Here is a 25,550-nt window from a genome sequence, read left to right as displayed (position 1 = left end):
TGTTGGCATCGCTAACCGCAGTTACAGACGCACACCGCCGTCGATCTCGACCACACGGCCACTGAAGAAGTCGTTTTCAATGATATAACGCGCACTGTGGGCGATTTCATTCGGCTGTCCCCAACGCTTCAGCGGCACCATAGACAGCGCCCGCTCTACCGCTTCGGGTTTCATTTGTGCGGTCATCGGGGTTTCGATAAAGCCCGGAGCGATGGCACCACAACGAATACCATAACGACCCAGTTCACGCGCCCAGGTGACGGTCATGGCAACAACGCCCGCTTTGGTCGCGGCGTAGTTGGTCTGGCCGATATTACCGGCACGAGCGACACTGGAGATATTAATGATAACGCCTTTTTTACCGGCTTTTACCATCTGCGCTGCCGCTTCACGACCACACAAGAAGGTGCCGGTCAGGTTTACGTCCAGTACCGACTGGAATTGCTGCAACGGCATTTTTTGTTTCAGTTCACCGTCTTTGAATTTGATCAACAGACCATCACGCAACAAACCGGCGTTGTTGACCAGCACATCAATGCCGTCAAATTCCTGCTGAATTTGTTCAAAGACGGTTTCTACGGATTCTTCGTCGGTAATATCGACTTCGTAGCCAACCACTTTCGCCGCACCTAAGGTTTCACACCGTTCTTGTGCGTCACCAAGCACGTCGCCGTTGATGTCAATTAAGGCCAGTTTCGCGCCCTGCTGAGCGAAATCTTCTGCCATTGCCAAGCCGAGGCCTTGCGCACCACCGGTAATGACAATCACACTGTCTTTTATCTGCATGTAATTCCCCTAATTCAATATGCGTTATTTATTTTTTCGCAGCGGGCTGCACGTAATTAAAGATGCTGGAAAAGTCCTGTCGCCCGTGTCCTTGCTGTGACCAACTGTGATACAAGTTGCGGGTTAACGATCCCATCGGCGTTGCCGCGCCCGCTTTTAAGGCGGTCTGCTGCGCCAGCCCCAGATCTTTAGCCATCAGGTCGACCATAAAGCCGCCCTGGTAATCGTTGCTGGAAGGCACATTGTCCATTACCCCGGGGCACGGATTATAAACTTCCAGGGTCCAGTTACGGCCAGAGCTCTGCAGCATGATTTCTGACAACACTTTCGGGTCCAGACCGTTGGCTTTACCCAACTGCAACGCCTCTGACGTCCCCACCATTAATACCGACAACAGCATATTGTTGCAGATTTTGGCGATTTGGCCGGCACCGACATCACCGGCGCGGAAGACGTTTTTGCCCATATCGTTAAGTACGCTACGGGCGCGATCAACATTGCTCTCGGTACCGCCGCAAATGAAGGTCAAGGTACCGGCTTTGGCACCGCCAACACCACCGGATACCGGCGCATCAATAAAGGCGATCCCGGCTTTTTCCAGTTCACCGCCAACGTAGATAGCGGCTTCCGATGAAATGGTGCTGCAATCGATGACCAGCTGCGATGACTGCAGGTGGTTGATTAACCCATCATCACCCAGGTAAACGCCTTCAACATGATGATCTGCCGGCAGCATCGATACCACAAATTCGACGTCCTGAATCACCTCTTTAGCGCTGTTACAGGGCGTTGCTCCTGCTTCCTGAACCGCTTTAAGTGCAGCGTCTGACAGGTCAAACGCTTTTACCGCATGGCCTGCTTTCGCTAAGTTGGCGGCCATCGGGCCACCCATATTACCTAAACCAATAAAACCTACCGTAGCCATAGTTGGCACTCCTTCTAACGTATTCTTAGTTTGCCTCTAACACGTGCTCGAGGTCGGCCAATGGGTGCGTACGTTCGCCCCATGGCGGCATAAAGAAAGCATCCACGTCTTCCGCCGCGACATCGGCGACTGACGCATGCTGCCATTTCGGTGTTTTATCTTTATCGATCAATAAGGCACGTATGCCTTCCGCAAAGTCACCGCGAACGGCGCAATTGCAGGACAGTGTCAGCTCCAACCGGAAGCAATCCGGTAACGACAGATCACGCCCCTGCTGCAACTGGTTCCAGACAATATGTGCGGTCATTGGACAACCGTTGGCGAGGTTTTTGCGCGCCCGGCTTAGCCATTTGTCTTCCGTCTCATCATTCAGGATCGCCTCAACCACATCGGTAACATCGTCGCCGGCGGTTAAGCGTTTAATGTGATCGTGCATCGGTTCAACCTGTGGTGCCGGCATCTCGGTCATATCGTCTGCCGCCATATCGGCCAGCAAATCGGTGACTTTTTGCTTATTCAACGCTCCGGTCTCACCCCACGACAACTGTTGCAGTTTTTCCAGTAACGTCGCTTTATGGCTATGGCCAAGGTAATGATCGGCAAGGTTAAGGAATAACGCATCCTTAGCGTTCATGGTGGCGCCGGTCATGCCGAGAAACAGCCCACAACCCTGCGGCATACGGTTTAAAAAGTAGGTTGCACCGACGTCAGGGTATAACCCAATGGTCACTTCCGGCATCGCCAGCAATGAACGATCGGTCACGATGCGATGGCTGGCGCCGTTCATAAGCCCCATGCCGCCGCCCATAACAATACCGTCTGCCCAACAAATCAGTGGCTTCGGGAAGGTCTGGATAGCGTAGTCCAAGCGGTATTCCTGAGTGAAGAAGTTTTCCACTTCACTGACCAGTTTGCCCGGCTCGGCTTGCATCGCTTTGTACATGGCCACAATGTCACCGCCGGCACAGAACGCTTTTTCACCGGCGCCTTGCAACCATACGCACACCACGCGATCATCAGCGGCCCACTGTTGCAATTGCGGCAGTAACTTTTCTGCCATCGGCAGGCTCAATGCGTTCAATGATTTTTCTGAATTTAAAGTAGCAACGCCGATGACTTTGTCACCGGCGCTGATTTCTTCAATAAGTACCACGTCTTGCATGGAGTCTCCTTACAAAATTTCGCGGTCAATATCCGACAATAACCGACGCCCGATAATCAGACGCATGACTTCGTTGGTACCTTCCAGAATCTGGTGTACCCGCACGTCACGCACGTGGCGCTCTAATGGGTATTCCTTGATGTAACCGTAACCGCCATGCAACTGCAGCGCCTCATTACACACTTTAAAACCAACATCGGTAGCGAACTGCTTCGCCATCGCACAATAAGTAGTTTTATCGGCGTCATTGTTATCCACTTTGGAGGCTGCCAAACGCACCATTTGACGCGCTGCCACCAGTTCCGTCGCCATATCCGCGAGCTTAAACTGCAACGCCTGAAAAGCGGCTAACGGTTTACCAAACTGGGTACGTTCCTGCATATAGGCTTTGGCCGTATTTAATGCAGCCTGCGCGGTACCGACTGAACATACGGCGATGTTAATACGACCGCCATCCAGCCCCATCATCGCAAACTTAAAACCTTCGCCTTCGCTACCCAGCAAATTCTTCGCCGGAATGCGCACATCTTCGAAGGTGACTAAACGAGTCGGCTGTGCGTTCCAGCCCATTTTGGCTTCTTTTTTGCCGTAGCTGATGCCCGCCGCATCGGCCGGTACGACGAACGCCGAGATGCCTTTCGGCCCCTCTTCGCCGGTACGAGCCATAACCACCAGCACGTCCGTTGCGCCGGCTCCGGAGATAAACATCTTGGAACCGTTGATGACGTATTCATCGCCCTCTTTTTTGGCGCTGGTGCGCAAGCTGGCGGCATCGGAGCCGGAACCCGGCTCGGTCAGGCAGTATGAGCCCAGTTTTTCACCGGTGACCAATTGTGGAACCCACTCATCGATCACCTCCTGCTGACCGAACGAGCCGATCATCCAACTGACCATGTTATGGATGGTCATCATCGCCGTTGTCGCCGTGCAACCACCGGCCAGTTGTTCAAAAATCAGTGCCGAATCAAGCCGGCTCATACCAAAGCCGCCCGCTTCTTCTGGCGTATACATGCCCATAAAGCCCATTTCGCCGGCTTTTTTGAACACTTCCAGCGGGAAGTACGATTCTTCGTCCCACTGCGCTGCGTTTGGCGCCAGTTCCTTGTCAGCAAAGGCCTTTGCCGTATCGACAAAGGCTTGTTGATCTTCGGTCAATTCAAAATTCATCGGGCAGCCCCTATTACTTCAGGTGGATCGACATGTTCGGACCGGTTGCTTCGATATCGCTCTCGAACCAACGTGCAGTAACGGTCTTGGTTTCGGTGTAAAAACGCACGGCCTGTTTACCGTAGGCATGCAGATCACCGAAGAACGAACGCTTCCAACCGGTGAATGAGAAGAACGGCAGTGGTACCGGGATTGGAATATTGATACCAACCTGACCCACTTCGACTTCGTGCTGATATTTACGCGCTGCCGCGCCGCTGGCGGTAAAGATCGAGGTGCCGTTACCGTATGGGTTGTTATTCACCATTTCCAGCGCATCATCCAGCGTTTCCACTTCGCTGATGCTCAGTACCGGACCAAAAATCTCGGTTTTATACAGATTCATGTCCGGAGTGACGCCAGAGAATACGGTTGGCCCTACCCAGTTACCGTTTGGCAGCCCTTCGACGGTGTAATTACGACCGTCAACCAACAACTTGGCACCTTCCTGTTCGCCTTCGGTAATGACTTTTTCAATGCGCTCTTTGGCCTGCGGGCTGATCACCGGACCGTATGCGGCATTTTCATCGTTCCACGCGCCCGGACGGACTTTGGCAATCGCTTCTGCCACTTCCGGAATCCACTCTTTCGCGGCGCCAACGAATACCGCTACCGAGATCGCCATACAACGCTGACCGGCGGCACCGACCGAGGAGCCCACCAGGTTATTAATCACCTGCTGTTTATTGGCATCAGGCATGATCACACAGTGGTTCTTCGCTCCGGCAAAGGCTTGTACCCGTTTGCCGTTTTCGGTACCGCGACGGTAAATGTACTCAGCCACTGGCACCGAACCGACAAATGACAAGGCACGAATTTCCGGGTGATCCAGAATGAAGTCGACCTGTTCTTTGCCACCGTGCAGGACCTGCAGTACGCCTTTGGGCGCACCGGCCTGTTCAAACAGTTCGACCAGGCGGGTCGGTGTTAACGGGTCTTGCTCCGACGGCTTCAGGATAAAGGTGTTACCCGCGGCAATCGCCACCGGGAACATCCATAATGGGATCATCGCCGGGAAGTTAAAGGGCGTGATGCCGGCACAAATTCCCAACGGTTGGGTATAACTGTAAGAATCGATTGAGCGGGCAACGTTTTCAACGGTCTCGCCCATCAACAATGAAGGAATATTGGCGGCGTGCTCAACCACTTCGATACCACGCCAAACATCGCCTTTTGCGTCTTCGAACGTTTTGCCGGTTTCCTGTGCAAGGATTTCCGCGATTTCATCGTGATGTTCTTTTAACAGCGCTTGGTAACGCATCATCACACGAGCGCGCTCAGACACTGGCACTTCTTTCCAGGTTTTGAAGGCTTCGCGGGCACTGGCAACGGCCGCTTCCATTTCACTTTGCGTCGCACAAGGCGCTTCGGCAATCACTTCCTGAGTTGCCGGGTTGGTGACCGGAATCCACTGTTCTGACTTCGAGGCGACAAATTCGCCATCTATATACAGAGGCACTTTCTTAGACATAATTCACCTTCTTGTTGTGTTATCTTATCGCCCATTGACGCGTCGTCGGACGATGTAAATTTAATCTCGAGAGCCTGATATGACTCTGTTAATTCTTATCACTATACTCTGGGCCGCCAGCTTTTCCTTGATTGGCGTCTATCTTGCCGGCCAAGTTGACGGCTATTTGGTTGTCTTTATCCGCATGGCGCTCGCGCTGCTGACCGTATTACCACTGTTTCGCTGGCAGAGCTTGCGCAGCGACCGTCGCCAGTTACTCAAGCTGGCTGGCATCGGCGCGGTGCAAATCGGTTTAATGTATCTGTTTCTATACCATGCGTTTATCTATTTGAGTGTCGCCGAGGTGTTGTTGTTCACTATCTTCACCCCACTTTACATCACACTCATCGACGAACTGATTTTAAATCGTCGTCATTTGCCACTGATCTGGTGGCTGGCGGCAGCCATTTCCGTAGCCGGCGCAGCCGTCATTCGTTATCAGCCGCTGTCGGCTGATTTTGTCACCGGCTTTTTCCTGATTCAGGCCGCCAATGCCTGTTTTGCCCTCGGTCAGGTCGCTTATAAGCGTCTGCCTACCGGAGCCAAGCTGGCGCAAAGCCAACAGTTTGCAGCGTTCTTCTTCGGTGCTACCGTGGTTGCCGCGATCGGCGTTGTAGCCTTCGCCGACTTCGCCAAATTGCCAACCACCACGCTTCAGTGGGGCATCCTAATTTGGCTTGGCGTCGTGGCCTCCGGGCTTGGTTACCTTGGTTGGAACCTTGCCACCAAGCAGGTTAACACCGGTCAGTTAGCCACCATGAATAACGCCCTTATTCCCGCCGGTATTCTGGTCAACGTGCTGTTTTGGCAACAGCAGACCGACTACAGCCGGCTTGCCATCGGCGCACTTATTATTGTTTTTGCCGTATGGCTTGCCGGTCGCGCACAACGCTTACGACCGGCGCGGCAGTAGCCGTTTAGATCATCTCCACAGCCAGTGCGACCGCTTCTCCGCCACCGATGCAGAGCGAGGTAATGCCGCGCTTCTGCTCGGTTTGCTTAAGGGCATGCAGCAGCGTCACCAACAGGCGAGCGCCGCTGGCACCGATGGGGTGACCCAACGCACAGGCACCACCGTGAACGTTGACTTTGGCTGCATCCAGTTTCATCTCCTGGATCGCCAGCATGGTCACCATCGCAAAGGCTTCATTAATTTCCCACAAATCGACGTCGTCTTTGCTCCAGCCCAGCTTATTCAGCAGACTGTTCATCGCACCGATTGGCGCAACGGTAAATTCGGCCGGCGCCTGTGAATGGGTAGCATGCCCCATAACACGAGCCAATGGGGTCAGACCTTTCGCTTTAGCTTCACTCTCACGCATCAGGATCAACGCCGCAGCACCGTCTGAAATAGAGCTGGAGTTCGCGGCCGTGATGGTGCCGTCCTTTTTAAACGCCGGACGCAATTGCGGAATCTTGTCCAACCGTGCTTTACCCGGTTGTTCATCGGTATCAACGGTGATATCGCCTTTGCGGGTACTGTAAGTGACCGGGGTGACTTCCGCGTCAAACAACCCTTCTTTAATGGCTTTTTGTGCTTTGGTCAGTGACTGGATGGCAAACTCATCCATCGCCTCCCGATCAAGACCATAGTCATCGGCCGTTGACTGTGCATAGCAACCCATGGCCTGATGCTCATAGGCGTCTTCCAGCCCGTCCAGCATCATGTGGTCAAGCACCTGGCCGTGGCCCATACGGTAACCGCTGCGGCCTTTCGCCAACATATACGGCGCATTTGACATGCTTTCCATACCACCGGCTACCACGACATCGGCCGACCCGGCTTTGATCAGATCGTGTGCCAGCATCGCGGCTTTTAAGCCCGAACCACAGACTTTATTAATGGTGGTGGCACCGGCTGCCCGCGGTAAGCCTGCGTATAACATGGCCTGACGTGCCGGCGCCTGGCCTAAGCCAGCCGGCAACACGTTACCCATAATCACTTCCGACACATCATCGGCTGACAGCCCGCTGTTAGCGAGTGCCGCTTTGATCGCAGCCGCCCCCAAATTGGGGGCACTGACTTCACTTAAACTGCCCTGAAAACCGCCCATAGGCGTACGGTTAGCGGCTACGATTACAATGGCATCGCTCGACATCTTTCCTCCAATTGCACTTTACGTTAACGTAAACTTCCTCTAAGCTTAGATCCTAGGACAACCAAAAAGCAAGTCTGATGAGCAACAAAATCACTTATACGATCGGCGAATTGGCAAAACAATTTGACATTACCACCCGCAGCATTCGTTTTTATGAAGACGAAGGCCTGCTGTCACCTAAGCGTCAGGGTCAACACCGCATCTACACCAATAAGGACCGTGTACGGTTGAAATTGGTGCTGCGCGGCAAACGACTGGGTTTCTCGCTCGCCGAAACCCGCCGCCTGTTCGAACTTTACGACGCGGACAACAGTTCAGCGGCGCAGTTAGAAAAAGTGTTGGAACTCATCGCAGAGAAAAAAATGTCTCTGCGACAACAGATGGAAGATATCAACGTATTACTGACGGAGCTCACCGGTCTCGAACAACGATGCCGCGATGAGTTAAATGCCATTAAACCGTCAGCTAAAGCAGTTCAATCTCAGGAGTCACTATGATCAGTCAGTACACCACGTTTAATTTTGGCCTTGGCGAAACCGCCGATATGTTGCGTGAGCAGGTCAATGCATTTGCTCGTGATGAAATTGCGCCGCGTGCCGCAGAAATTGATGAAAAGAATGAGTTTCCAAGCGACTTATGGCGCAAGTTTGGTGACATGGGGCTACTGGGCTTAACGGTTGAAGAACAGTACGGCGGTTCTGGTATGGGCTATCTCGAGCACGTCATCGCAATGGAAGAAATCAGCCGTGCGTCGGCGTCCGTGGGCTTAAGCTATGGTGCGCACTCAAACCTGTGTGTAAACCAGATTGCCCGTAACGGTAATGAACAACAAAAACAAAAATATTTACCAAAGCTGTGCACCGGCGAGCACGTTGGTGCATTGGCGATGAGCGAACCGAATGCCGGTTCGGACGTGGTCAGCATGAAACTGCGCGCCGAGAAAAAGGGTGACAAATTCATCCTTAACGGCAACAAAATGTGGATCACCAACGGTCCCGATGCCGACGTATTTGTCATCTACGCGAAAACCGATCCAGAGAAAAACTCTCGTGGCATCACGGCCTTTATTGTCGAGAAAAACACCCCGGGGTTCTCACAGGCACAAAAGCTCGACAAACTCGGTATGCGCGGTTCAAACACCTGTGAACTGGTGTTTGAGGACGCTGAAGTCCCGGCCGAAAACATTCTGGGTGAATTCAATGGCGGCGTTGAAGTGTTAATGAGCGGCCTCGATTACGAACGTGCGGTTCTGGCGGCCGGCCCGCTGGGTATCATGCAGGCGTGCCTTGATACGGTCGTACCTTATATCCATGACCGTACCCAATTTGGTAAAGCAATTGGCGAATTCCAGTTGGTGCAGGGCAAAGTCGCAGATATGTACACCCGTACCAATGCGGCACGCGCTTATGTGTATGCGGTCGCCCAATCGTGCGACCGTGGTGAAACCACGCGTAAGGACGCTGCCGGCGCCATTCTTTACTCAGCCGAACTGGCAACACAACTGGCGCTGGACGCGATTCAGCTACTTGGTGGTAACGGTTACATTAATGAATACCCAACCGGGCGTTTACTGCGCGATGCCAAACTGTATGAAATCGGTGCCGGTACCTCAGAAATCCGTCGCATGCTGATTGGCCGTGAGCTATTCAGCGAATCCAAATAAGGAGTCACCGTGGCGATTTTAACCAGTAAAGTTAATACCCGCGACGAGCAGTTCAAAGCCAACGAAAAAGCCATGCAAAGCGTGGTCGACGATCTGCAGCAAAAGGTCGCGCAAATCAAACAAGGTGGTGGTCCCAAGTATCAGGAACGCCATTTATCACGGGGCAAGCTACTGCCCCGTGATCGCATCAACAAACTGCTTGATGCCGGCTCACCCTTTTTGGAAGTCGGCCAGTTTGCGGCCTGGGATTGCTACGACGATTACGTACCAGCGGCCGGCGTGGTAGCCGGTATAGGCACCGTTGAAGGCGTCGAGTGCATGATCATTGCCAATGATGCGACGGTAAAAGGCGGTACCTATTACCCGCTGACGGTTAAGAAGCACTTACGCGCGCAGGAAATCGCCGAACGTTGTCACCTGCCCTGCATTTACCTGGTCGATTCCGGTGGTGCGAACCTGCCGCGTCAGGACGAGGTTTTCCCTGACAAAGAGCACTTTGGCCGGATCTTTTTTAATCAGGCCAATATGTCCGCGAAAGGCATTCCGCAAATCGCCGTGGTGATGGGCTTATGTACCGCAGGTGGGGCTTATGTTCCGGCGATGGCCGACGAAAGCGTGATCGTAAAAGAACAAGGCACCATCTTTCTGGCCGGCCCACCGCTGGTAAAGGCGGCCACCGGTGAAGAAGTCAGCGCCGAGGAACTTGGCGGTGCCGACGTGCATACGCGGATATCCGGTGTTGCTGATCATTTTGCCCACAACGATGAGCATGCCTTGGCATTGGCCCGTCGTTCGGTCGCCCGTTTAAACCGACCGCGCCCAACCGAGCTTGATCGTCGCGAGGTAAAACCACCACGCTACGACAGCAAAGAGTTGTACGGTATCGTCGGCACGGATTTGCGCAAACCTTATGACGTTCATGAAGTCATCGCCCGCATCGTTGACGACTCGGACTTTGACGAGTTTAAAGCTAACTACGGTAATACCCTGGTGACCGGCTTTGCCCGCATCCACGGCTATCCGGTAGGTATTGTCGCCAACAACGGCATTTTGTTCTCAGAGTCGGCACAAAAAGGCGCCCACTTCATTGAGCTCTGCGCGCAACGCAAAATTCCACTGGTGTTTTTACAAAACATCACCGGTTTTATGGTCGGTAAAAAGTATGAAGCAGAAGGCATTGCTAAGCACGGCGCGAAAATGGTGATGGCCGTATCCTGTGCACAGGTGCCTAAGTTTACCGTACTGATTGGCGGCAGTTATGGCGCCGGTAACTATGGCATGTGCGGTCGTGCCTATGACCCAACCATGATGTTCATGTGGCCAAACGCGCGTATTTCGGTAATGGGTGGCGAACAGGCCGCCGGCGTTATGGCGCAGGTCACCAAGGATAATCTGGCCCGTAAAGGCGAATCGATGAGCGCTGAGCAGGAGCAACAACTGAAGCAGCCAATCATCGACCAGTATGAACAACAGGGTCACCCTTACTACGCGTCAGCCAGACTCTGGGATGACGGCATCATCGATCCGGCACAAACCCGTGATGTGCTGGGGCTGAGCATTGCCGCATCACTTAATGCTCCTATCAATGACAGCCGCTTCGGCGTCTTCCGCATGTAATCGGAGGTAACCATGACTCAATACACCGATTATCAGGTCGATGAGCGCGGCGTAGCGCGCTTAACCCTTAACCGGCCGGACGTGCATAACGCCTTTGACGACGTCATGATTGGCGAACTCATTGCGGCTTTGACACAAGCCGCGGATGACGACAACGTACGGGTGCTGGTTCTGCAGTCAGAAGGGAAAAACTTTTCCGCCGGTGCTGATCTCAACTGGATGCGTTCGATGGCTGATAAAGATTATCAGCAAAACATCGACGACGCCGGTGAGCTGAGCCTGCTGATGCAGCGTCTGGATGAGTTGCCAAAACCAACCATCGCGCTGGTGCAAGGTGCAGCCTTTGGCGGTGCCGTCGGCCTCGCCGCCTGCTGTGACATGGTGCTGGCCCAGCCGAAAACCAGTTTTTGCCTGAGTGAAGTGAAAATTGGTTTGATCCCAGCGGTCATCAGTCCTTATGTTGTGAAAGCCATTGGTGAGCGCCAGGCACGCCGTTATATGCTTACCGCAGAGCGCTTTTTTGCCGATGACGCTTTGCAACTTGGCTTAGTTCATCGCATTGTCGATGACTTTGAGGGAGCCCTTGATGAGTGGCTGGAAGCCCTGCTGAATAACAGTCCGCAAGCACTGGGTGCCTGTAAACAGCTGATTGCCAATGTCGGTTCGCGTCCGGTTGACGACCGCGTTCGTCGTCACACCATTGAGGCCATTGCTGAAATTCGCGTTTCGGCAGAAGGTCAGGAAGGTCTCAGTGCCTTTTTGCAAAAACGCCCCGCCGCCTGGCGCAACGACAGCTAATTAGGAAAGGGTATGATTACATCTCTATTGATTGCCAACCGTGGTGAGATTGCATGTCGTGTTATCGCCACGGCTCAGAAAATGGGCATCCGCACCATTGCTGTGTATTCCGATGCGGATGCTAACGCCCGCCATGTGCAACTGGCAGATGAAGCCGTACATATTGGCCCGGCAGCCAGCAGCGACAGTTATCTGCGTGGCGATAAAATTATCGAAGCGGCACGACAAACCGGTGCCGAAGCGATCCACCCCGGCTACGGCTTTCTGTCAGAAAACGAAGATTTTGCAGACCTTTGTCAGCAGCACAACATCATTTTTGTTGGCCCACCGGTCGCATCCATTGCCTCGATGGGCTCGAAAAGTGCCGCTAAAGCCATCATGCAAGAAGCCGGTGTACCACTGGTGCCTGGCTATCATGGCAGTGAACAGGACGCCGCTACTCTGAAGCAAAAAGCCGAAGAAGTCGGCTTCCCGCTGTTGCTAAAAGCCGCCTATGGTGGCGGTGGTAAAGGGATGCGCGTGGTGGAAAGCGCCGCTGAATTCGATGAAGCACTGGCCTCCGCCAAACGTGAAGCCAAGTCATCGTTTGGTAACGATAAAGTGCTGTTCGAGCGCTTTATTCGTAACCCGCGCCATGTCGAAATTCAGGTATTCTGCGATGAACACGGCAACGCCGTTTATTTAGCTGAACGCGATTGTTCGGTGCAGCGCCGCCATCAAAAAGTGCTTGAAGAAGCACCGGCCCCAGCGCTCACGGAACGCACCCGCAAAGCCATGGGCGAAGCCGCTGTTAAAGCCGCGCAAGCGATTGATTACGTCGGTGCCGGCACGGTCGAGTTTCTCTACGATCAGAGCGGTGAATTCTTCTTCATGGAAATGAACACCCGCCTGCAGGTGGAACACCCGGTGACCGAAATGATCACTGGCCAGGATTTGGTCGAATGGCAATTACTGGTCGCTTCCGGGCAACCGCTGCCACTGGCTCAGGATGACATCCAGATTAACGGTCACGCTTTCGAAGCAAGGATTTACGCGGAAGACCCCGACAACGACTTTTTGCCCTGTACCGGCACCATCCGCCATTTACGGACGCCGGAGGCTGAAGCCGGGGTGCGTATCGACACCGGTATTACCGAAGGTGATGAGATTTCGTCGTTTTATGACCCAATGATCGCAAAACTGATTGTCTGGGACGTTGATCGCGAACGCGCACTGCTAAAATTACAACGCGCCCTGCGCCAGTATCGTCTGACCGGGTTGACCACCAACATCGACTTCCTGCATCGGCTCGCCAGTCATCCACAATTCGTGCAAATGAACCTCACGACCGAGTTTATTCAACAGCACGAGCAAACCCTGTTACCGGCACAGGATATCGATTTGGCGCGGGTAACCACGGAAGCTGCGCTGTATGACATTGTCTCCCGTCAGCGCCGCTTAGATGCAACAGCAACGCCCTGGCAACAGGCTAATGCCCTGCGTCTGAACGAAGCCGCACTGCACAACATCGAACTGCAGTATCAGGGTGAGCTGCATAACGTCCGCTTGCAACAGACAGCAACGGGCTTTGTCACGCACCATGATGACCGCACAACGCACTGGCAAGCCTGGGTTAATGATGACCAACTGACGGTGGTTTGTGACGGTAAACGTTATCAACGCTACGTCAGCGCCGACGATCAGGAACTGACCGTATTTACCGAACAGGGACCGGTTACCCTGCACCGCCACAAAGTGACCGATACCCTGGTAGATGAAGCCGCGCACGGTGGTTTGGTTGCTCCGATGAACGGTACTATTATGGAAGTACTGGTCAACAAAGGTGATGTGGTTGAAAAAGATCAGCCTTTGGTGGTGATGGAAGCGATGAAAATGGAATACACCATCCGTGCCGGTCATGCCGGTGAAATCACTGATATCTTTTATGCGGCCGGCGACCTGGTCAGCGACGGTGACGAGTTGCTGGCAATGAGTGAGGAAGAATAATATGGCAGACGCAGTGGCAACTCAGGTGAAAATTGTTGAAGTCGGCCCTCGCGACGGCCTGCAGAATGAAACCGCAGTGCCAACCCAGGCCAAAATTGACTTGATTAACCAACTGGCTGCCGCCGGTCTGCGCTATATTGAAAGTGCCAGTTTTGTCAGCCCCAAATGGGTGCCGCAAATGGCCGACAGCGCCGACGTGATGCGCGGCATTGACCGTGTTGCCGGCGTTACCTACGCCGGGTTAACGCCGAACTTAAAAGGCTTCGATAATGCGGTCGCTGTGGCGACCGATGAAGTGGCAGTATTCGGTGCCGCCTCGGAAGCGTTCAGCCAAAAAAACATCAACTGCAGTATCGATGAGTCGCTGGCCCGTTTTCAGCCGGTTATTGACGCCGCCCGCGAACGTGGCGTTAAGGTGCGCGGCTATGTTTCCTGTGTGTTAGGCTGCCCCTATCAGGGCGATGTCCCACTCAGCGATGTGGTGCGGGTTGCCAAAACTCTGTTCGACATGGGTTGCTACGAGATTTCACTTGGCGACACCATTGGCGTAGGCACGCCATGGCAGGCGCGTGATATGCTTGCGGCGGTCGCCGAACAGGTGCCCATGCAGCATCTGGCACTGCACTTCCATAATACCTATGGCCAGGCGCTGGCAAACATCGCCGCCTGTCTTCCCCTCGGCGTCGCGACCATTGATACCGCCGTTGCCGGCCTTGGCGGCTGCCCGTATGCACAAGGTGCCAGCGGTAATCTGGCCACTGAAGATGCGGTGTATATGCTGCACGGCATGGGCATTGAAACCGGCATTGATTTACAAAAACTGATTGCCGCCGGTGCCACGATTTGCCAACATTTAAATCATGGCCCACGCTCTCAGGTTGCGCTGGCAGAACTGGCGAAACAAGGGAAATAACAATGACAACAGAACAACTTTGGCAACCGTCAGCCGATACCATTGCTGACGCGAACATGACGCATTTTCTACAGCAGGTAAACAGCGATCACGATCAGGCATTGGCCAATTATCATGATCTTTATCAGTGGTCACTGGATAACACTGAAACCTTTTGGTCGATGATCTGGGATTACTTCCATGTCATCGGCGACAAAGGCGACACCCTTGTTAAGGACAAGGATAAGTTGCCCGGCGCCCAGTGGTTTCCTGAGGCACGGCTTAATTTTGCCGAGAACCTGTTGCGTCATCGTGATGACAAAGTTGCGCTGGTGTTTCGGGGTGAGAACGGCGCTCGCCGACAGCTCAGTTACAGCGATCTTTATCTGCAGGTCGCGCGTTTTGCCGAAGCATTGAAACAACGCGGTGTCAGCAAAGGCGACCGGGTCGCGGCAATGATGCCGAATACCATCGAAACCATCGTCGCGATGCTGGCCACCGCCAGCCTTGGTGCCATCTGGTCCTCCTGTTCACCGGATTTTGGTGTGCAAGGCGTACTGGATCGCTTCGGTCAGGTTGAGCCGAAGGTGCTGCTCACCGTTGATGGTTACTTCTACAACGGCAAAAACCTCAACATCAAAGACAAAACGGCAGACATCCTGGCGCAATTACCGAGTGTGGAGCAACTGGTGCTGGTCAATTTCAGTGATCAGTCCGATCGGCTTGACGACCCCAAAGTCATTGCCTACGAACGATTTATCGATAACGACGCCGGTGACGTGGATTTCGTCGTTAGCGAGTTTAATCACCCGCTTTACATCATGTTTTCTTCGGGCACCACCGGCGTGCCTAAATGCATCGTTCACGGCGCCGGCGGTACCTTACTGCAACATCTTAAAGAACATGGCCTGCATACCGACTTAGCTGCCGAAGACACGCTGTTTTACTTCACCACCTGTGGCTGGATGATGTGGAACTGGCTGGTCAGTGGTTTGGCGCACGGCGCCACCCTGGTGCTGTTTGACGGCTCACCGTTTGCGCCCCAGCCTGAATTTCTCTGGGACGTCGCCGATGAAGAGAACATCAGTGTGTTCGGTACCAGCGCCAAATATTTAGCGGCATTGGAAAAAGCGGGCGTGAAGCCCCGCGAATCGCATCAACTGGAGTCATTGCGTAGCATTTTGACCACGGGTTCGGTGCTACCGCCGGAAAGTTTTGATTATGTCTACCGCGATATTAAGAAAGATGTCTGTCTGTCCTCGATTTCCGGGGGGACTGACATCATTTCCTGTTTCGCCTTAGGCTGCCCTATTCTGCCGGTTTATCGCGGTGAGCTACAGTGTCGGGGGCTGGGGCTGGCGGTTAATGTCTACAATGAAGACGGGCAGCCGGTCAGCGGTGAAAAAGGTGAACTGGTTTGTGAAAACTCGTTCCCTTGTATGCCGGTCGGCTTTTGGAATGACGACGACGGCAAACGCTACTTTAACGCTTATTTTGCTCGTTTTAATAACACCTGGGCGCACGGCGACTTTGCCGAGCTGACCGAGCACGACGGAGTGATCATTTACGGCCGTTCCGATGCGGTGTTAAACCCCGGTGGGGTTCGTATTGGTACCGCAGAAATCTATCGTCAGGTTGAAAAAGTCGACGCGGTGCTGGAAAGCATTGCCGTTGGCCAACAATACGAAGACGACGAGCGCGTAATTCTGTTTGTAAAACTGCGCGACGGCATCACCCTTGACGACGAACTGCGCCAACAGATTAAAAAAACCATCCGCGCTAATGCGACACCACGCCATGTTCCCGCTATTATTTTGCAAGTGCGTGACATACCGCGCACTATCAGTGGTAAGATTGTCGAATTAGCGGTTCGCAATGTCATTCACGGCGAGCCGGTTAAGAATACCGATGCTCTGGCCAACCCGGAGGCACTCGATGAATTTCGTGACCGCCCCGAGTTGTCATGAAGCGCTGTAGTAACTAGCCCAGAAAGGCCGTTATGACATTATTTCCAGGCGCAAAACAAGTTCTGCTGACAGCCTGTGCAGGCGTGATTCTGTCACTCGCTGCATTTGGCTATTTACGCCACGAAGAAAACCTGACCGCAAGGGAGGCGTTACAAACCGAGGCCTTTAATATTCAGCGCGAGATTCGCCAGAATATGACCGCCCATTTGTTCGCCACCGAGTTACTGGCTCGCGAATGGGAGCAGAGCCCGCAATCGATAGCACAGAGCTGGCAGCGCGACGCGGAATTGATCTCATTGTATTATCAAAGCGTGCACGGGTTAGTCTGGCTTAGCCCCGATTTAACCATTAAACGTTTTTACCCGCCCAGTCGGCAGCCCCAGTTACTGGGCACCAAATTCCGTGAGTCGGATCTGCTGACGACGTTACAGTCCTCCTCCGGTAACCGTCATGCAATGGTCGGCGAAGCCGGCAATCTGGGCCGCCTGAGCAGCGATGTGGCGATGTTCGCACGGCTGGAAAGCGATAATAAGCGTGGCTTCCTGGGGTTGATCATCAGCATGCAGGATCTGCTCAATAATGTCATTCGCGGCAACATTTCGGAAGGCTTCCAACTGTCACTCAGTCACGACGACCAAACCCTCTATCAGTTTGCCGGTGACATCAGTCTGCAGCAAAGCTGGAGCGAACAGCGCGACCTGCAGTTACTGGGTAACAGCTGGCAACTGACCATCTGGCTGACTGCGGAAAAACTGGCGAAATTACGGGGTGGCGTGTCGGTAGCGATTTTACTGGCCGGGTTGTTGATTACCGCGATGCTGACGTTTGTGATTTTTATCCTCGCACAAAGCCGCTACAAAGCCCAGCAACTGGCCGATGCCAACATCGAACTTTATACCGAGATTGACGAGCGCGAGCGCATCGAAAAACAGATGGCGTATCTGGCCGAGCACGACTCGCTGACCAATCTGATTAACCGTAACGCGCTGATGCGGATACTCTCGGAACACCTACAGGATAACGAAAAAAGCGCCAATACCGCGATCCTCTTTATCGATTTGGATCGTTTTAAAGAAGTCAATGACGCGCTCGGCCACACCGTTGGTGACGAGCTACTGCGACGGGTGGCACGGCGTATCAGTAAGCTGGCGCCGAACAACAGCCGTCTGGCGCGCTCCGGTGGGGATGAGTTCCTGCTGGCGCTGATGCAACCGGATAATCGTCAACAGGTACTGGATCTGACCGCACAGTTGCTGAAAGCGCTCGATTCGCATTTCTTTGTCGATGATTACGAATTGTTCATCAGTGCATCCATCGGCATCGCCTTCGCCGAGGACGCCGATTTTAATGCGGAATATTTAATCCGTAATGCCGACACCGCCCTTTATCAGGCGAAAGATAACGGCCGCAATACCTATCACTTATACAATAAGGCCGTACACCGTGATTTGGCGAAGAAACTCGAGCTGGTAAAACAACTCCGCTACGCGGTAGAAAATGAAGAATTGGTGGTCTATTACCAGCCCAAAGTGGAGCTGCTCAGCCACCGTATCGTCGGTATGGAAGCGCTGGTTCGCTGGATCCAGGAAGATGGCACCGTTGTCGGGCCGGACAAATTCATCCCCATTGCCGAAGACACCGGGCTGATCATTCCACTGTCAGAATTCGTGCTTAAAGAAGCCTGTAAACAGTTGCATCATTGGCACAAGCTCGGTTTTGATGACCTTACCATGGCGATTAATATCTCCGGCAAACAGTTGCACTTGCCGCACTTAGTCGACGACATCATGAATACGGTTCATGCCGCGCAGGTGCCGGCCGATCGCATCGAGCTGGAGCTGACAGAACAGGTCTTTATCGAAAACATCCAATCGCATACGCACTTTATGCACGCGATACGCGAAAACGGCATCAGTCTGGCGATCGACGATTTTGGTGTCGGTTATTCGTCGTTGTCCTACCTGAAAAACTTTCCGGTCACGTCGCTGAAAATTGACCGTTCGTTTATCAACGATTTACCGGATAACGAAGACGATGCCGTTATCGTCCAGACCATCATTAATTTAGCGAAAAACTTAAACATCCAACTGGTCGCTGAAGGTATTGAAACACCGGATCAGGTGGATTTCTTAATGAGCCGGGAATGCGGCATTGGCCAGGGCTACCTGTTTAGCCGCCCTCTGTCGGCAGAAAACATTACCGAATTACTGGAAAATTATCACGGGCTGATCCCTATACAGATTGCCTAGTGAACGGGAGGTTATTGTGGAACGCGAAAGCATGGACTTTGATGTCGTGATTGTGGGCGCCGGCCCATCAGGCCTGGCGACAGCTTGCCGTCTTGGCCAGTTAGCGCAGGACAACGACCAGGAACTGATGATCTGCGTGGTTGAGAAAGGCGCCGATATCGGCGCGCACATCCTGTCTGGCGCGGTGTTCGAACCCCGCGCCATGAACGAGCTGTTTCCGGACTGGAAAGAAAAAGGAGCGCCGCTCAATACGCCGGTCACAGGCGATGAGATTTTATTGCTGAAAGATGAGCAAACCGCCTCTCAAATCCCTGGTTTTGCGGTTCCTAAAACCTTTCATAACCAAGGCAATTATATCGTCAGTATGGGCAATATCTGCCGCTGGCTGGCCGAGCAGGCCGAGCAGTTAGGTGTTGAAATCTTCCCTGGCTTTGCCGCCAGCGAGATCCTTTACAACGACGATGGCAGTGTTGCCGGTATTCAAACCGGTGATATGGGTGTGGCCGCCGACGGTTCAGAGAAAGACGGTTACATGCCGGGCATGGAACTGCGGGCAAAATACACCATTTTTGCCGAAGGCTGCCGTGGTCACTTGGGCAAACAACTGATTCAAAAATTTGAGCTGGATAAAGACTCGACACCACAACATTACGGTATTGGTTTTAAAGAAATTTGGGACGTTCCTGCGGACGTTCATGAAGCCGGTAAAGTTGTGCATACCGCCGGTTGGCCATTGGCTGACAACGGCTCTGGCGGCGGCTACCTGTACCACGCGGAAGATGGCCAGGTCTACGTCGGTTTAATCATCGATTTAAATTATAAAAACCCCTATTTAAATCCGTTCCAGGAATTTCAGCGCTTTAAAACTCACCCGGCCATTAAAGCGGTATTGGAAAAGGGTAAGCGCGTGAGCTATGGCGCACGAGCTATTGCTAAAGGCGGTTATTATTCCTTGCCGAAAATGACCTTCCCGGGCGGATTAATGGTTGGCTGTAATGCCGGAACCCTGAATTTTGCCAAAATTAAAGGCAACCACACGGCCATGAAATCGGGCATGATTGCCGCTGAAACCATTTTTGACGCGCTGCAAAATGACCAACAGCACACCGATTTAACCAACTATGCCAGTGCTTTCGAACAATCCTGGGCGTTTGATGAGTTGTATCGCTCGCGCAACTTCGGTGGCGCCATTCATAAGTTCGGTACCACCTTAGGTGGCGCTTATAATGTCCTCGACCAAAATATTTTCGGTGGTAAATTACCCTTTAAATTTAAAGAATGGACGCCCGATTACAAATGCACCGGTAAAGCGGCGAACTATTCACCCATTGATTATCCTAAACCGGATAACAAATTAACGTTTGATCGTTTGTCATCGGTATTTTTATCAAATACTAACCATGCGGAAGATCAACCCTGTCATTTGCAGTTGAAAGACGCCGATATTCCTCTTACGGTTAATTTACCTGAATACGCTGAACCCGCACAGCGCTACTGCCCTGCCGGCGTTTACGAGGTTGTCGAAGAGGACGGCAAAGAGGTATTTAAAATTAATGCCCAAAACTGTATTCACTGTAAAACCTGTGACATCAAAGATCCGTCGCAGAATATCACCTGGGTTACCCCTGAAGGAGGCGGTGGCCCGACTTACCCTAATATGTAAAGAGCAACAAATGAAAAAGGCGAGTCCATCAGGACTCGCCTTTTTTGATCATTCTATTCATGTTTTTACTATCCATTTGTAATATATATCGTATTTTTAAAGTTTCTGTAGAATATCGCTTAGTTTTTGTAATATAAAATATGACGCTATATTTTAGCTACAATATAGATTGAACTTTCATTAAAGGAAAAACCATGAGCGACTTTATTAACATTATTAGTCACGAACGCCGTTTAAATGCCGCACTTAAAGAATTAAGCATCAGTGAGTTAAAGGATATTCAGACCAAACTGGATAATGTTGTTAAGAAACGCGAACAAGAAGAAGCGGAATTGGAACAAGAGCGGCAAAAGAAAAAAGAAAAAATTGCTGAGTTAAAACGCACTATGCAAGAAGCCGGTATTGATATCTCGGATATTCTGGAAGAGGAAATCGGCGGCGAAGTATTGAAAAAGACAAAGCAGAAACGTGCACCAAAGCCACCGAAGTATGAATTTACTGACGAAAATGGTGAGCGTAAGACTTGGACGGGTCAAGGCCGGATGCCGAAAGCGTTACAAAAAGCCGTTGACAATGGTCGTCCATTGCAAGACTTTCTGATACGCTAATACGACCTTCCCTGGACAGGACTGATAGCGCTAAGCGATGAATAAGCGAATAACAACAATAAGCCTGTGTGGATTGTTCACGTTGCTCACCAGCGGCTGCGCCGAATTAACCTGGCAAAGTCCCTTTGACGTCGGTGGTGCAGCCGTTACAGGTCAGCATCCACAAGCACGGGTTAGCAACCCTGACGACATCGAGTTGCTGCAACCGTCACAACGAAGTGGTATTAAAGTGCTCAGTGTGGTCACCGGTGACAGTTGCCAAACGCGCATGGATCAACCCGCGGCATCCAATCAGCAGGCGTTACAGTTTTTACGAGAAGACGCTGCCCGCTTCGGCGCTCAGGCGATTATTGACCATCAGTGCTATCAGTTACCAAAAACAGCGGACTCGCAGTGTTATACGCAAGTCAGCTGTTTTGGCAAAGCGGTATTATTAACCGATTGATGCGCGGCTTACTTTAAGCCGCGTACTCGGAAACTGGCTTCACCGACTCCAACATCAGCACTGACCCGATAGCGTCCCTGACCGCGCGCGTCAGATTCAGAGCTGACAATGGCGCGGGTGGTACTGCTCTCGCCGTTGGCAAACCCCTTAATCGAAGTTTCACCAATACCGGCATCGGCACTGATGCGGGCAATATCATCACCATACAGGGTTAAATCCAGTTCCCCGACACCGAGGTCAAAGCGACTGTCCGTGGTGTAAATTTCACCATGAATTTCACCGACGCCCATATCCACTTCCAGACTCGCCACCTGTGGCAAGGTAATGCGCCAGTTAACCTGAACATCTTCGTTCGGCTCAATAGACAGGTTCAAGTCATCGCCGGAACGATCACTCACCAGTTCAACCGAGTAAATATCGCCACCGCCGTAAAAGAAGCCATCGTCGGTTTCTCTAATGGTTAACTCAACCAGTAACTGATCACTGTCGCCACGGACAAACTCAATTTCACCAACCGCATTATCAATAGACAGCTCGGTTACTGAACTGACACTGAATTGGTGCTCATGAGTGACTTCATCTTTGGCACAAGCGGCTGAACTCAATGTCACTAAGCCAACCAAACCAATTGCGATAGGCCATACTTTTTGCTTAAACATAGTCTGTATTCCTTTTGTTTTTTTTAATTAGTCGCTGTTACTCACAAAAAGGTTTGAGCAAAGCCCGTGCCATTTTTATTTATTCAATATAATCAATGCCTTATGGAAACATCTTTTTATTCTGCCATTACAGGATTAGCCATTTAGGTTAAAATATGGCGAATTTACTCACTTACTGTGCAGGTGATCCCTTGCAACCGATTGCGCTCATTCGTACGCCGTTCCCTGATAAATTCAGTATTCCCCGACAACCGGGCTTGGCACCGTCGGTGACGGCCCGCATTGAATTTACCGGTGACTTTGATCACCTTGCCAGCATCCAGGGTATCGAGCAGCACTCTCACCTATGGCTGCTGTTTGAATTCAATCAACACCGTGATCACGGCTGGCGTGAGCGAGTACGGCCACCGCGGCTGGGCGGCAACAAAAGCATGGGCGTGTTTGCCACCCGCTCGCCGTTCCGTCCCAATAACATTGGTTTATCTGTGGTGAAGTTGGTTGAGGTGGTGCGCGAGCCAGAGGTCGCCTTAGTGGTGGCCGGAGCCGACCTACTGGACCAGACACCGATCATGGACATCAAACCTTACGTTCCTTATGTCGACTGTCTACCCGACGCCCGCAGTGAATTCGCCCAGGCAAAACCAGCGCCGCTGTCAGTGCATTTTACCGACCAGGCTCGTCTACAACTGAGCGAGCATCAACAGTTACGCCCGGAACTTGGCGCCGTGTTGGTTGAAGTGCTCAGTCAGGATCCGCGCCCTGCCTATCATGCCAGCAAAAACCCCGATAAGCGTTATGCCAGCCGTTTATACGATCTTGATGTCCACTGGCATGTCCGTGATCAACAACTGTGGGTAACCGCCATCACAGGCGACCACGATTGAGCAGCAGGACAAACGACTGTTTTTTAAAAGTACTTTTGACATTGGGCAGACACTGTTAAACTTCGCCCTGATTTTTCGGGTTAATTAACATGAGATTGTGACATCATGCGCAGCAGCCAATATTTACTGTCGACTTTAAAGGAAACCCCGTCTGACGCAGAAATCGTCAGCCACCAACTGATGCTACGTGCGGGTATGATCCGCAAGGTGGCAGCCGGTTTGTATACCTGGACGCCCAGTGGTTTACGCGTGCTGCGTAAAGTAGAGAAAGTTGTGCGTGAAGAAATGGAAGCCATCAACGCATTGGAAATTTTGATGCCGATGGTACAGCCAGCCGACTTATGGCAGGAATCCGGTCGCTGGGACGATTATGGCCCGGAACTGTTGCGCCTTAAGGACCGTAACCAGCGTGACTTTCTGCTGGGCCCTACTCACGAAGAAATTATCAGTGAGCTGGTGCGTAAGGAAATCAGCAGTTACAAACAACTGCCGTTGACCTTATTCCAAATTCAAACCAAGTTCCGCGACGAAATTCGCCCGCGTTTCGGGGTCATGCGGGCGCGTGAATTTTTAATGAAAGACGCCTATTCCTTCCATCTGTCACAAGAATCCTTACAACAAGCTTATGACCAGATGTATCAGGCCTATTGCCGCATCTTTGAACGCTTAGGTCTGGATTATCGCCCAGTGATCGCCGATACCGGCTCCATTGGTGGCCACTCGTCACACGAATTCCATGTACTGGCCAGCTCCGGCGAAGACGCCATCGCGTTCTCCGACGGTTCGGATTATGCCGCTAACGTTGAAATGGCGGAAGCGCTGCCACCAACCGGCGAGCGTGCCAAAGCCAGCATGGAGATGCAACGCCACGAGGTCAAAGGGGACGATTTAGCGGCACTGCTGCAACCTTTGTCGGTAGAAACCCAACAGGCCGTAAAGTGCTATATTGCCGAAGCCAGTGACGACATCGACGCCGAGTATGTGCTGTTGGCGGTGCGAGCCGATCATGAACTGAACACCATCAAGGCCGAGAAACACCCGGCGGTTGCCAGTCCGTTGGTGTTGGTTGACAGCCACAAAGCCCACGGCATTCATCCGGCATTTCTGGGGCCGGTTAACTTTGACGGCGCGGTATTGGTCGATCACAGCGCCGCTCATTTGGCCGATTTTGCCTGTGGTAGCAGCGAAAACGGTGTCTGGTTGACCGGTGTTAACTGGGATCGTGATGCCAGCATCACCGCAACCGTGGATATCCGTAACGTGGTAGAAGGTGACCCAAGCCCTTGCGGTAACGGTCAGTTAAAAATTGCCCGTGGTATCGAAGTTGGTCACATCTTCCAGTTGGGTAAAAAATACAGTGACGCAATGAAAGTTGGCGTGCTGTCCGAAACCGGCAAGCACGAAACCCTGACCATGGGTTGTTACGGCATTGGCGTATCACGGATTGTTGCCGCCGCTATCGAGCAGCATCACGACGAACGAGGCATCAAATGGCCGAACAACCTGGCACCGTTCCAGGTGGTGTTGATCCCGATGAACATGCACAAGTCTGCACGGGTACAGGAAACGGCTGAAAAACTCTATCAAAGCCTGCTTGATGCCGGTGTTGATGTGCTGTTTGATGATCGCAAAGAACGCCCCGGCGTGATGTTTACCGACATGGAGTTAATTGGCATACCGCATCAGGTGGTCATTGGCGAGCGTAACCTCGATGACGGCATGGTCGAGTACCAGGCGCGTAAAGACGGTAACAAGATCAAGCTAAGCATTGACGACGTGGTAAGCCACCTGCAGCAGCAGTTGGCTTAATCGCCGGGCGCTGCTGTCGAGCTAAAAAAACGGAGCCATAATAGGCTCCGTTTTTTGTTGTTTGAACGTTGATTATCTAAGCAAGGGTTACCTAAACACGGGTTACCCAAACACTGACGAAAGTGCAGATTAACTTTCTTGGCCGGCCAACGGCTCAACGTAGTGCAAATGCATATCCCACGGAAAGTGAATCCAGGTATCCTGCTCCAAATCAGCAACGTAATCGTCAACCAGTTCCATGCCTGCCGGCTTAGCATAAACCGTAATAAACTTGGCTTTCGGCAGACGTTGACGCAAAAACTTAAGGGTATTACCGGTATCGACCAGATCGTCAACCACCAGGAAACCTTCACCGTCTTCCGTAGCGGTTACGTCTTTCAGCAGGTTCAAATCATCTCGTTGTTCGTTATGGTCGTATGAACTGACCGACACACAATCGACCGTCCGTAAATTCAGTTCACGGGCAATAATGGCTGCAGGCACCAAACCACCGCGGCTGACGGCGATAACGCCTTGATACTGCTCGGCTGGTAACTGACGACGTGCCAGTTCTTTCGTTGCGCGGTGCAGTTCTTCCCAGGAAACAAAGAATTCTTTATTCGAGTGCCATCCCATAATGTTT

The 25,550-nt window shown here is 52.3% G+C and carries 22 protein-coding genes; 14 read left to right on the top strand and 8 right to left on the bottom strand.

From position 1 onward, the window contains the following. Positions 1–21 precede the first annotated feature (21 nt). Genes C5610_RS04580 through C5610_RS04560 form a run of 5 tightly spaced genes read right to left on the bottom strand, consistent with a single transcriptional unit; the run spans position 22 to position 5,550 of the window. Complete coding sequence (locus tag C5610_RS04580) at positions 22–786, bottom strand: SDR family oxidoreductase (protein ID WP_105306120.1); 765 nt, start codon at positions 784–786, stop codon at positions 22–24. A gap of 28 nt (positions 787–814) precedes the next feature. Then, on the bottom strand, positions 815–1,711 hold the full coding sequence (gene mmsB, locus C5610_RS04575) for a 3-hydroxyisobutyrate dehydrogenase (RefSeq protein WP_105306119.1): 897 nt from the start codon (positions 1,709–1,711) through the stop codon (positions 815–817). Positions 1,712–1,736: 25 nt separating this feature from the next. After that, on the bottom strand, positions 1,737–2,873 hold the full coding sequence (locus C5610_RS04570) for an enoyl-CoA hydratase/isomerase family protein (protein WP_105306118.1): 1,137 nt from the start codon (positions 2,871–2,873) through the stop codon (positions 1,737–1,739). Between the two features lie 9 nt (positions 2,874–2,882). Beyond that, positions 2,883–4,040, bottom strand: coding sequence for an acyl-CoA dehydrogenase family protein (locus tag C5610_RS04565; RefSeq protein WP_105306117.1), 1,158 nt, complete (start codon positions 4,038–4,040; stop codon positions 2,883–2,885). Between the two features lie 13 nt (positions 4,041–4,053). Continuing rightward, positions 4,054–5,550, bottom strand: a complete 1,497-nt coding sequence (locus tag C5610_RS04560; protein ID WP_105306116.1) for a CoA-acylating methylmalonate-semialdehyde dehydrogenase — start codon at positions 5,548–5,550, stop codon at positions 4,054–4,056. A 79-nt stretch (positions 5,551–5,629) separates the two neighbouring features. On the opposite strand from C5610_RS04560, the gene C5610_RS04555 reads away from it, so the two are divergent. Continuing rightward, positions 5,630–6,502 (top strand): EamA family transporter, encoded by an 873-nt coding sequence (locus C5610_RS04555; RefSeq protein WP_105306115.1) that lies wholly within the window; start codon positions 5,630–5,632, stop codon positions 6,500–6,502. A gap of 4 nt (positions 6,503–6,506) precedes the next feature. On the opposite strand, the gene C5610_RS04550 is transcribed toward C5610_RS04555, so the two are convergent. After that, on the bottom strand, positions 6,507–7,688 hold the full coding sequence (locus C5610_RS04550) for an acetyl-CoA C-acyltransferase (protein WP_105306114.1): 1,182 nt from the start codon (positions 7,686–7,688) through the stop codon (positions 6,507–6,509). A gap of 77 nt (positions 7,689–7,765) precedes the next feature. Between C5610_RS04550 and C5610_RS04545 the strand changes: the two genes are divergently transcribed. The 11 genes from C5610_RS04545 (at position 7,766) to rcsF (ending at position 21,576) form a co-directional block, all read left to right on the top strand. After that, positions 7,766–8,185, top strand: coding sequence for a MerR family transcriptional regulator (locus tag C5610_RS04545; RefSeq protein ID WP_105306113.1), 420 nt, complete (start codon positions 7,766–7,768; stop codon positions 8,183–8,185). Beyond that, positions 8,182–9,351: an isovaleryl-CoA dehydrogenase gene (locus C5610_RS04540; protein ID WP_105306112.1), complete on the top strand. Its 1,170-nt coding sequence runs from the start codon at positions 8,182–8,184 to the stop codon at positions 9,349–9,351. The genes C5610_RS04545 and C5610_RS04540 overlap by 4 nt, the downstream gene beginning before the upstream one ends. A gap of 9 nt (positions 9,352–9,360) precedes the next feature. Then, a complete protein-coding gene (locus tag C5610_RS04535) occupies positions 9,361–10,968 on the top strand; it encodes a carboxyl transferase domain-containing protein (protein WP_105306111.1) in 1,608 nt (535 codons plus the stop codon). A gap of 12 nt (positions 10,969–10,980) precedes the next feature. Continuing rightward, on the top strand, positions 10,981–11,766 hold the full coding sequence (locus tag C5610_RS04530) for an enoyl-CoA hydratase-related protein (RefSeq protein WP_105306110.1): 786 nt from the start codon (positions 10,981–10,983) through the stop codon (positions 11,764–11,766). Between the two features lie 12 nt (positions 11,767–11,778). Then, complete coding sequence (locus C5610_RS04525) at positions 11,779–13,752, top strand: acetyl/propionyl/methylcrotonyl-CoA carboxylase subunit alpha (protein WP_105306109.1); 1,974 nt, start codon at positions 11,779–11,781, stop codon at positions 13,750–13,752. Position 13,753: 1 nt separating this feature from the next. Next, positions 13,754–14,665: a hydroxymethylglutaryl-CoA lyase gene (locus C5610_RS04520; protein ID WP_105306108.1), complete on the top strand. Its 912-nt coding sequence runs from the start codon at positions 13,754–13,756 to the stop codon at positions 14,663–14,665. A 2-nt stretch (positions 14,666–14,667) separates the two neighbouring features. Then, on the top strand, positions 14,668–16,611 hold the full coding sequence (locus tag C5610_RS04515) for an acetoacetate--CoA ligase (protein ID WP_105306107.1): 1,944 nt from the start codon (positions 14,668–14,670) through the stop codon (positions 16,609–16,611). Between the two features lie 32 nt (positions 16,612–16,643). Further along, positions 16,644–18,860: a putative bifunctional diguanylate cyclase/phosphodiesterase gene (locus C5610_RS04510; RefSeq protein ID WP_105306106.1), complete on the top strand. Its 2,217-nt coding sequence runs from the start codon at positions 16,644–16,646 to the stop codon at positions 18,858–18,860. 16 nt (positions 18,861–18,876) lie between these two features. Then, positions 18,877–20,523 (top strand): electron transfer flavoprotein-ubiquinone oxidoreductase, encoded by a 1,647-nt coding sequence (locus C5610_RS04505; protein ID WP_105306105.1) that lies wholly within the window; start codon positions 18,877–18,879, stop codon positions 20,521–20,523. Positions 20,524–20,717: 194 nt separating this feature from the next. Then, positions 20,718–21,131, top strand: coding sequence for an H-NS family nucleoid-associated regulatory protein (locus tag C5610_RS04500; protein WP_105306104.1), 414 nt, complete (start codon positions 20,718–20,720; stop codon positions 21,129–21,131). 37 nt (positions 21,132–21,168) lie between these two features. Then, a complete protein-coding gene (gene rcsF / locus C5610_RS04495) occupies positions 21,169–21,576 on the top strand; it encodes an Rcs stress response system protein RcsF (RefSeq protein WP_126819202.1) in 408 nt (135 codons plus the stop codon). Positions 21,577–21,584: 8 nt separating this feature from the next. Here rcsF and C5610_RS04490 read toward each other — a convergent pair whose 3' ends face one another. Next, positions 21,585–22,235, bottom strand: coding sequence for a hypothetical protein (locus C5610_RS04490; protein ID WP_105306102.1), 651 nt, complete (start codon positions 22,233–22,235; stop codon positions 21,585–21,587). A gap of 155 nt (positions 22,236–22,390) precedes the next feature. Here C5610_RS04490 and tsaA point away from each other — a divergent pair, with 155 nt between their 5' ends. Continuing rightward, positions 22,391–23,119 carry a tRNA (N6-threonylcarbamoyladenosine(37)-N6)-methyltransferase TrmO gene (gene tsaA, locus C5610_RS04485; RefSeq protein ID WP_105306101.1) on the top strand — a complete coding sequence of 243 codons (729 nt, stop codon included), beginning with the start codon at positions 22,391–22,393 and terminating at the stop codon, positions 23,117–23,119. Positions 23,120–23,224: 105 nt separating this feature from the next. Continuing rightward, positions 23,225–24,928, top strand: coding sequence for a proline--tRNA ligase (locus C5610_RS04480; RefSeq protein WP_105306100.1), 1,704 nt, complete (start codon positions 23,225–23,227; stop codon positions 24,926–24,928). A gap of 129 nt (positions 24,929–25,057) precedes the next feature. Here C5610_RS04480 and gpt read toward each other — a convergent pair whose 3' ends face one another. Next, on the bottom strand, positions 25,058–25,543 hold the full coding sequence (gene gpt, locus C5610_RS04475; RefSeq protein ID WP_105306099.1) for a xanthine phosphoribosyltransferase: 486 nt from the start codon (positions 25,541–25,543) through the stop codon (positions 25,058–25,060). Positions 25,544–25,550 lie beyond the last annotated feature (7 nt).

The organism is Idiomarina sp. OT37-5b, from assembly GCF_002968395.1.
GTDB lineage: Bacteria > Pseudomonadota > Gammaproteobacteria > Enterobacterales > Alteromonadaceae > Idiomarina > Idiomarina aquatica.
Note: the sequence above shows the minus strand (reverse complement) of the source record. Positions and strands in the feature narration are given on the sequence as shown.

Excerpts from the sequence above, each read along its gene's own strand:
- C5610_RS04500 (WP_105306104.1), top strand. The coding sequence starts at position 20,718 with ATGAGCGACTTTATTAACATTATTAGTCACGAACGCCGTTTAAATGCC.
- C5610_RS04515 (WP_105306107.1), top strand. The coding sequence starts at position 14,668 with ATGACAACAGAACAACTTTGGCAACCGTCAGCCGATACCATTGCTGAC.
- C5610_RS04520 (WP_105306108.1), top strand. The coding sequence starts at position 13,754 with ATGGCAGACGCAGTGGCAACTCAGGTGAAAATTGTTGAAGTCGGCCCT.
- C5610_RS04540 (WP_105306112.1), top strand. The coding sequence starts at position 8,182 with ATGATCAGTCAGTACACCACGTTTAATTTTGGCCTTGGCGAAACCGCC.
- gpt (WP_105306099.1), bottom strand. The coding sequence starts at position 25,543 with ATGGGATGGCACTCGAATAAAGAATTCTTTGTTTCCTGGGAAGAACTG.
- C5610_RS04530 (WP_105306110.1), top strand. The coding sequence starts at position 10,981 with ATGACTCAATACACCGATTATCAGGTCGATGAGCGCGGCGTAGCGCGC.
- C5610_RS04580 (WP_105306120.1), bottom strand. The coding sequence starts at position 786 with ATGCAGATAAAAGACAGTGTGATTGTCATTACCGGTGGTGCGCAAGGC.
- mmsB (WP_105306119.1), bottom strand. The coding sequence starts at position 1,711 with ATGGCTACGGTAGGTTTTATTGGTTTAGGTAATATGGGTGGCCCGATG.
- C5610_RS04480 (WP_105306100.1), top strand. The coding sequence starts at position 23,225 with ATGCGCAGCAGCCAATATTTACTGTCGACTTTAAAGGAAACCCCGTCT.
- tsaA (WP_105306101.1), top strand. The coding sequence starts at position 22,391 with ATGGCGAATTTACTCACTTACTGTGCAGGTGATCCCTTGCAACCGATT.
- C5610_RS04560 (WP_105306116.1), bottom strand. The coding sequence starts at position 5,550 with ATGTCTAAGAAAGTGCCTCTGTATATAGATGGCGAATTTGTCGCCTCG.
- C5610_RS04525 (WP_105306109.1), top strand. The coding sequence starts at position 11,779 with ATGATTACATCTCTATTGATTGCCAACCGTGGTGAGATTGCATGTCGT.
- C5610_RS04545 (WP_105306113.1), top strand. The coding sequence starts at position 7,766 with ATGAGCAACAAAATCACTTATACGATCGGCGAATTGGCAAAACAATTT.
- rcsF (WP_126819202.1), top strand. The coding sequence starts at position 21,169 with ATGAATAAGCGAATAACAACAATAAGCCTGTGTGGATTGTTCACGTTG.
- C5610_RS04570 (WP_105306118.1), bottom strand. The coding sequence starts at position 2,873 with ATGCAAGACGTGGTACTTATTGAAGAAATCAGCGCCGGTGACAAAGTC.
- C5610_RS04565 (WP_105306117.1), bottom strand. The coding sequence starts at position 4,040 with ATGAATTTTGAATTGACCGAAGATCAACAAGCCTTTGTCGATACGGCA.
- C5610_RS04510 (WP_105306106.1), top strand. The coding sequence starts at position 16,644 with ATGACATTATTTCCAGGCGCAAAACAAGTTCTGCTGACAGCCTGTGCA.
- C5610_RS04550 (WP_105306114.1), bottom strand. The coding sequence starts at position 7,688 with ATGTCGAGCGATGCCATTGTAATCGTAGCCGCTAACCGTACGCCTATG.
- C5610_RS04555 (WP_105306115.1), top strand. The coding sequence starts at position 5,630 with ATGACTCTGTTAATTCTTATCACTATACTCTGGGCCGCCAGCTTTTCC.
- C5610_RS04490 (WP_105306102.1), bottom strand. The coding sequence starts at position 22,235 with ATGTTTAAGCAAAAAGTATGGCCTATCGCAATTGGTTTGGTTGGCTTA.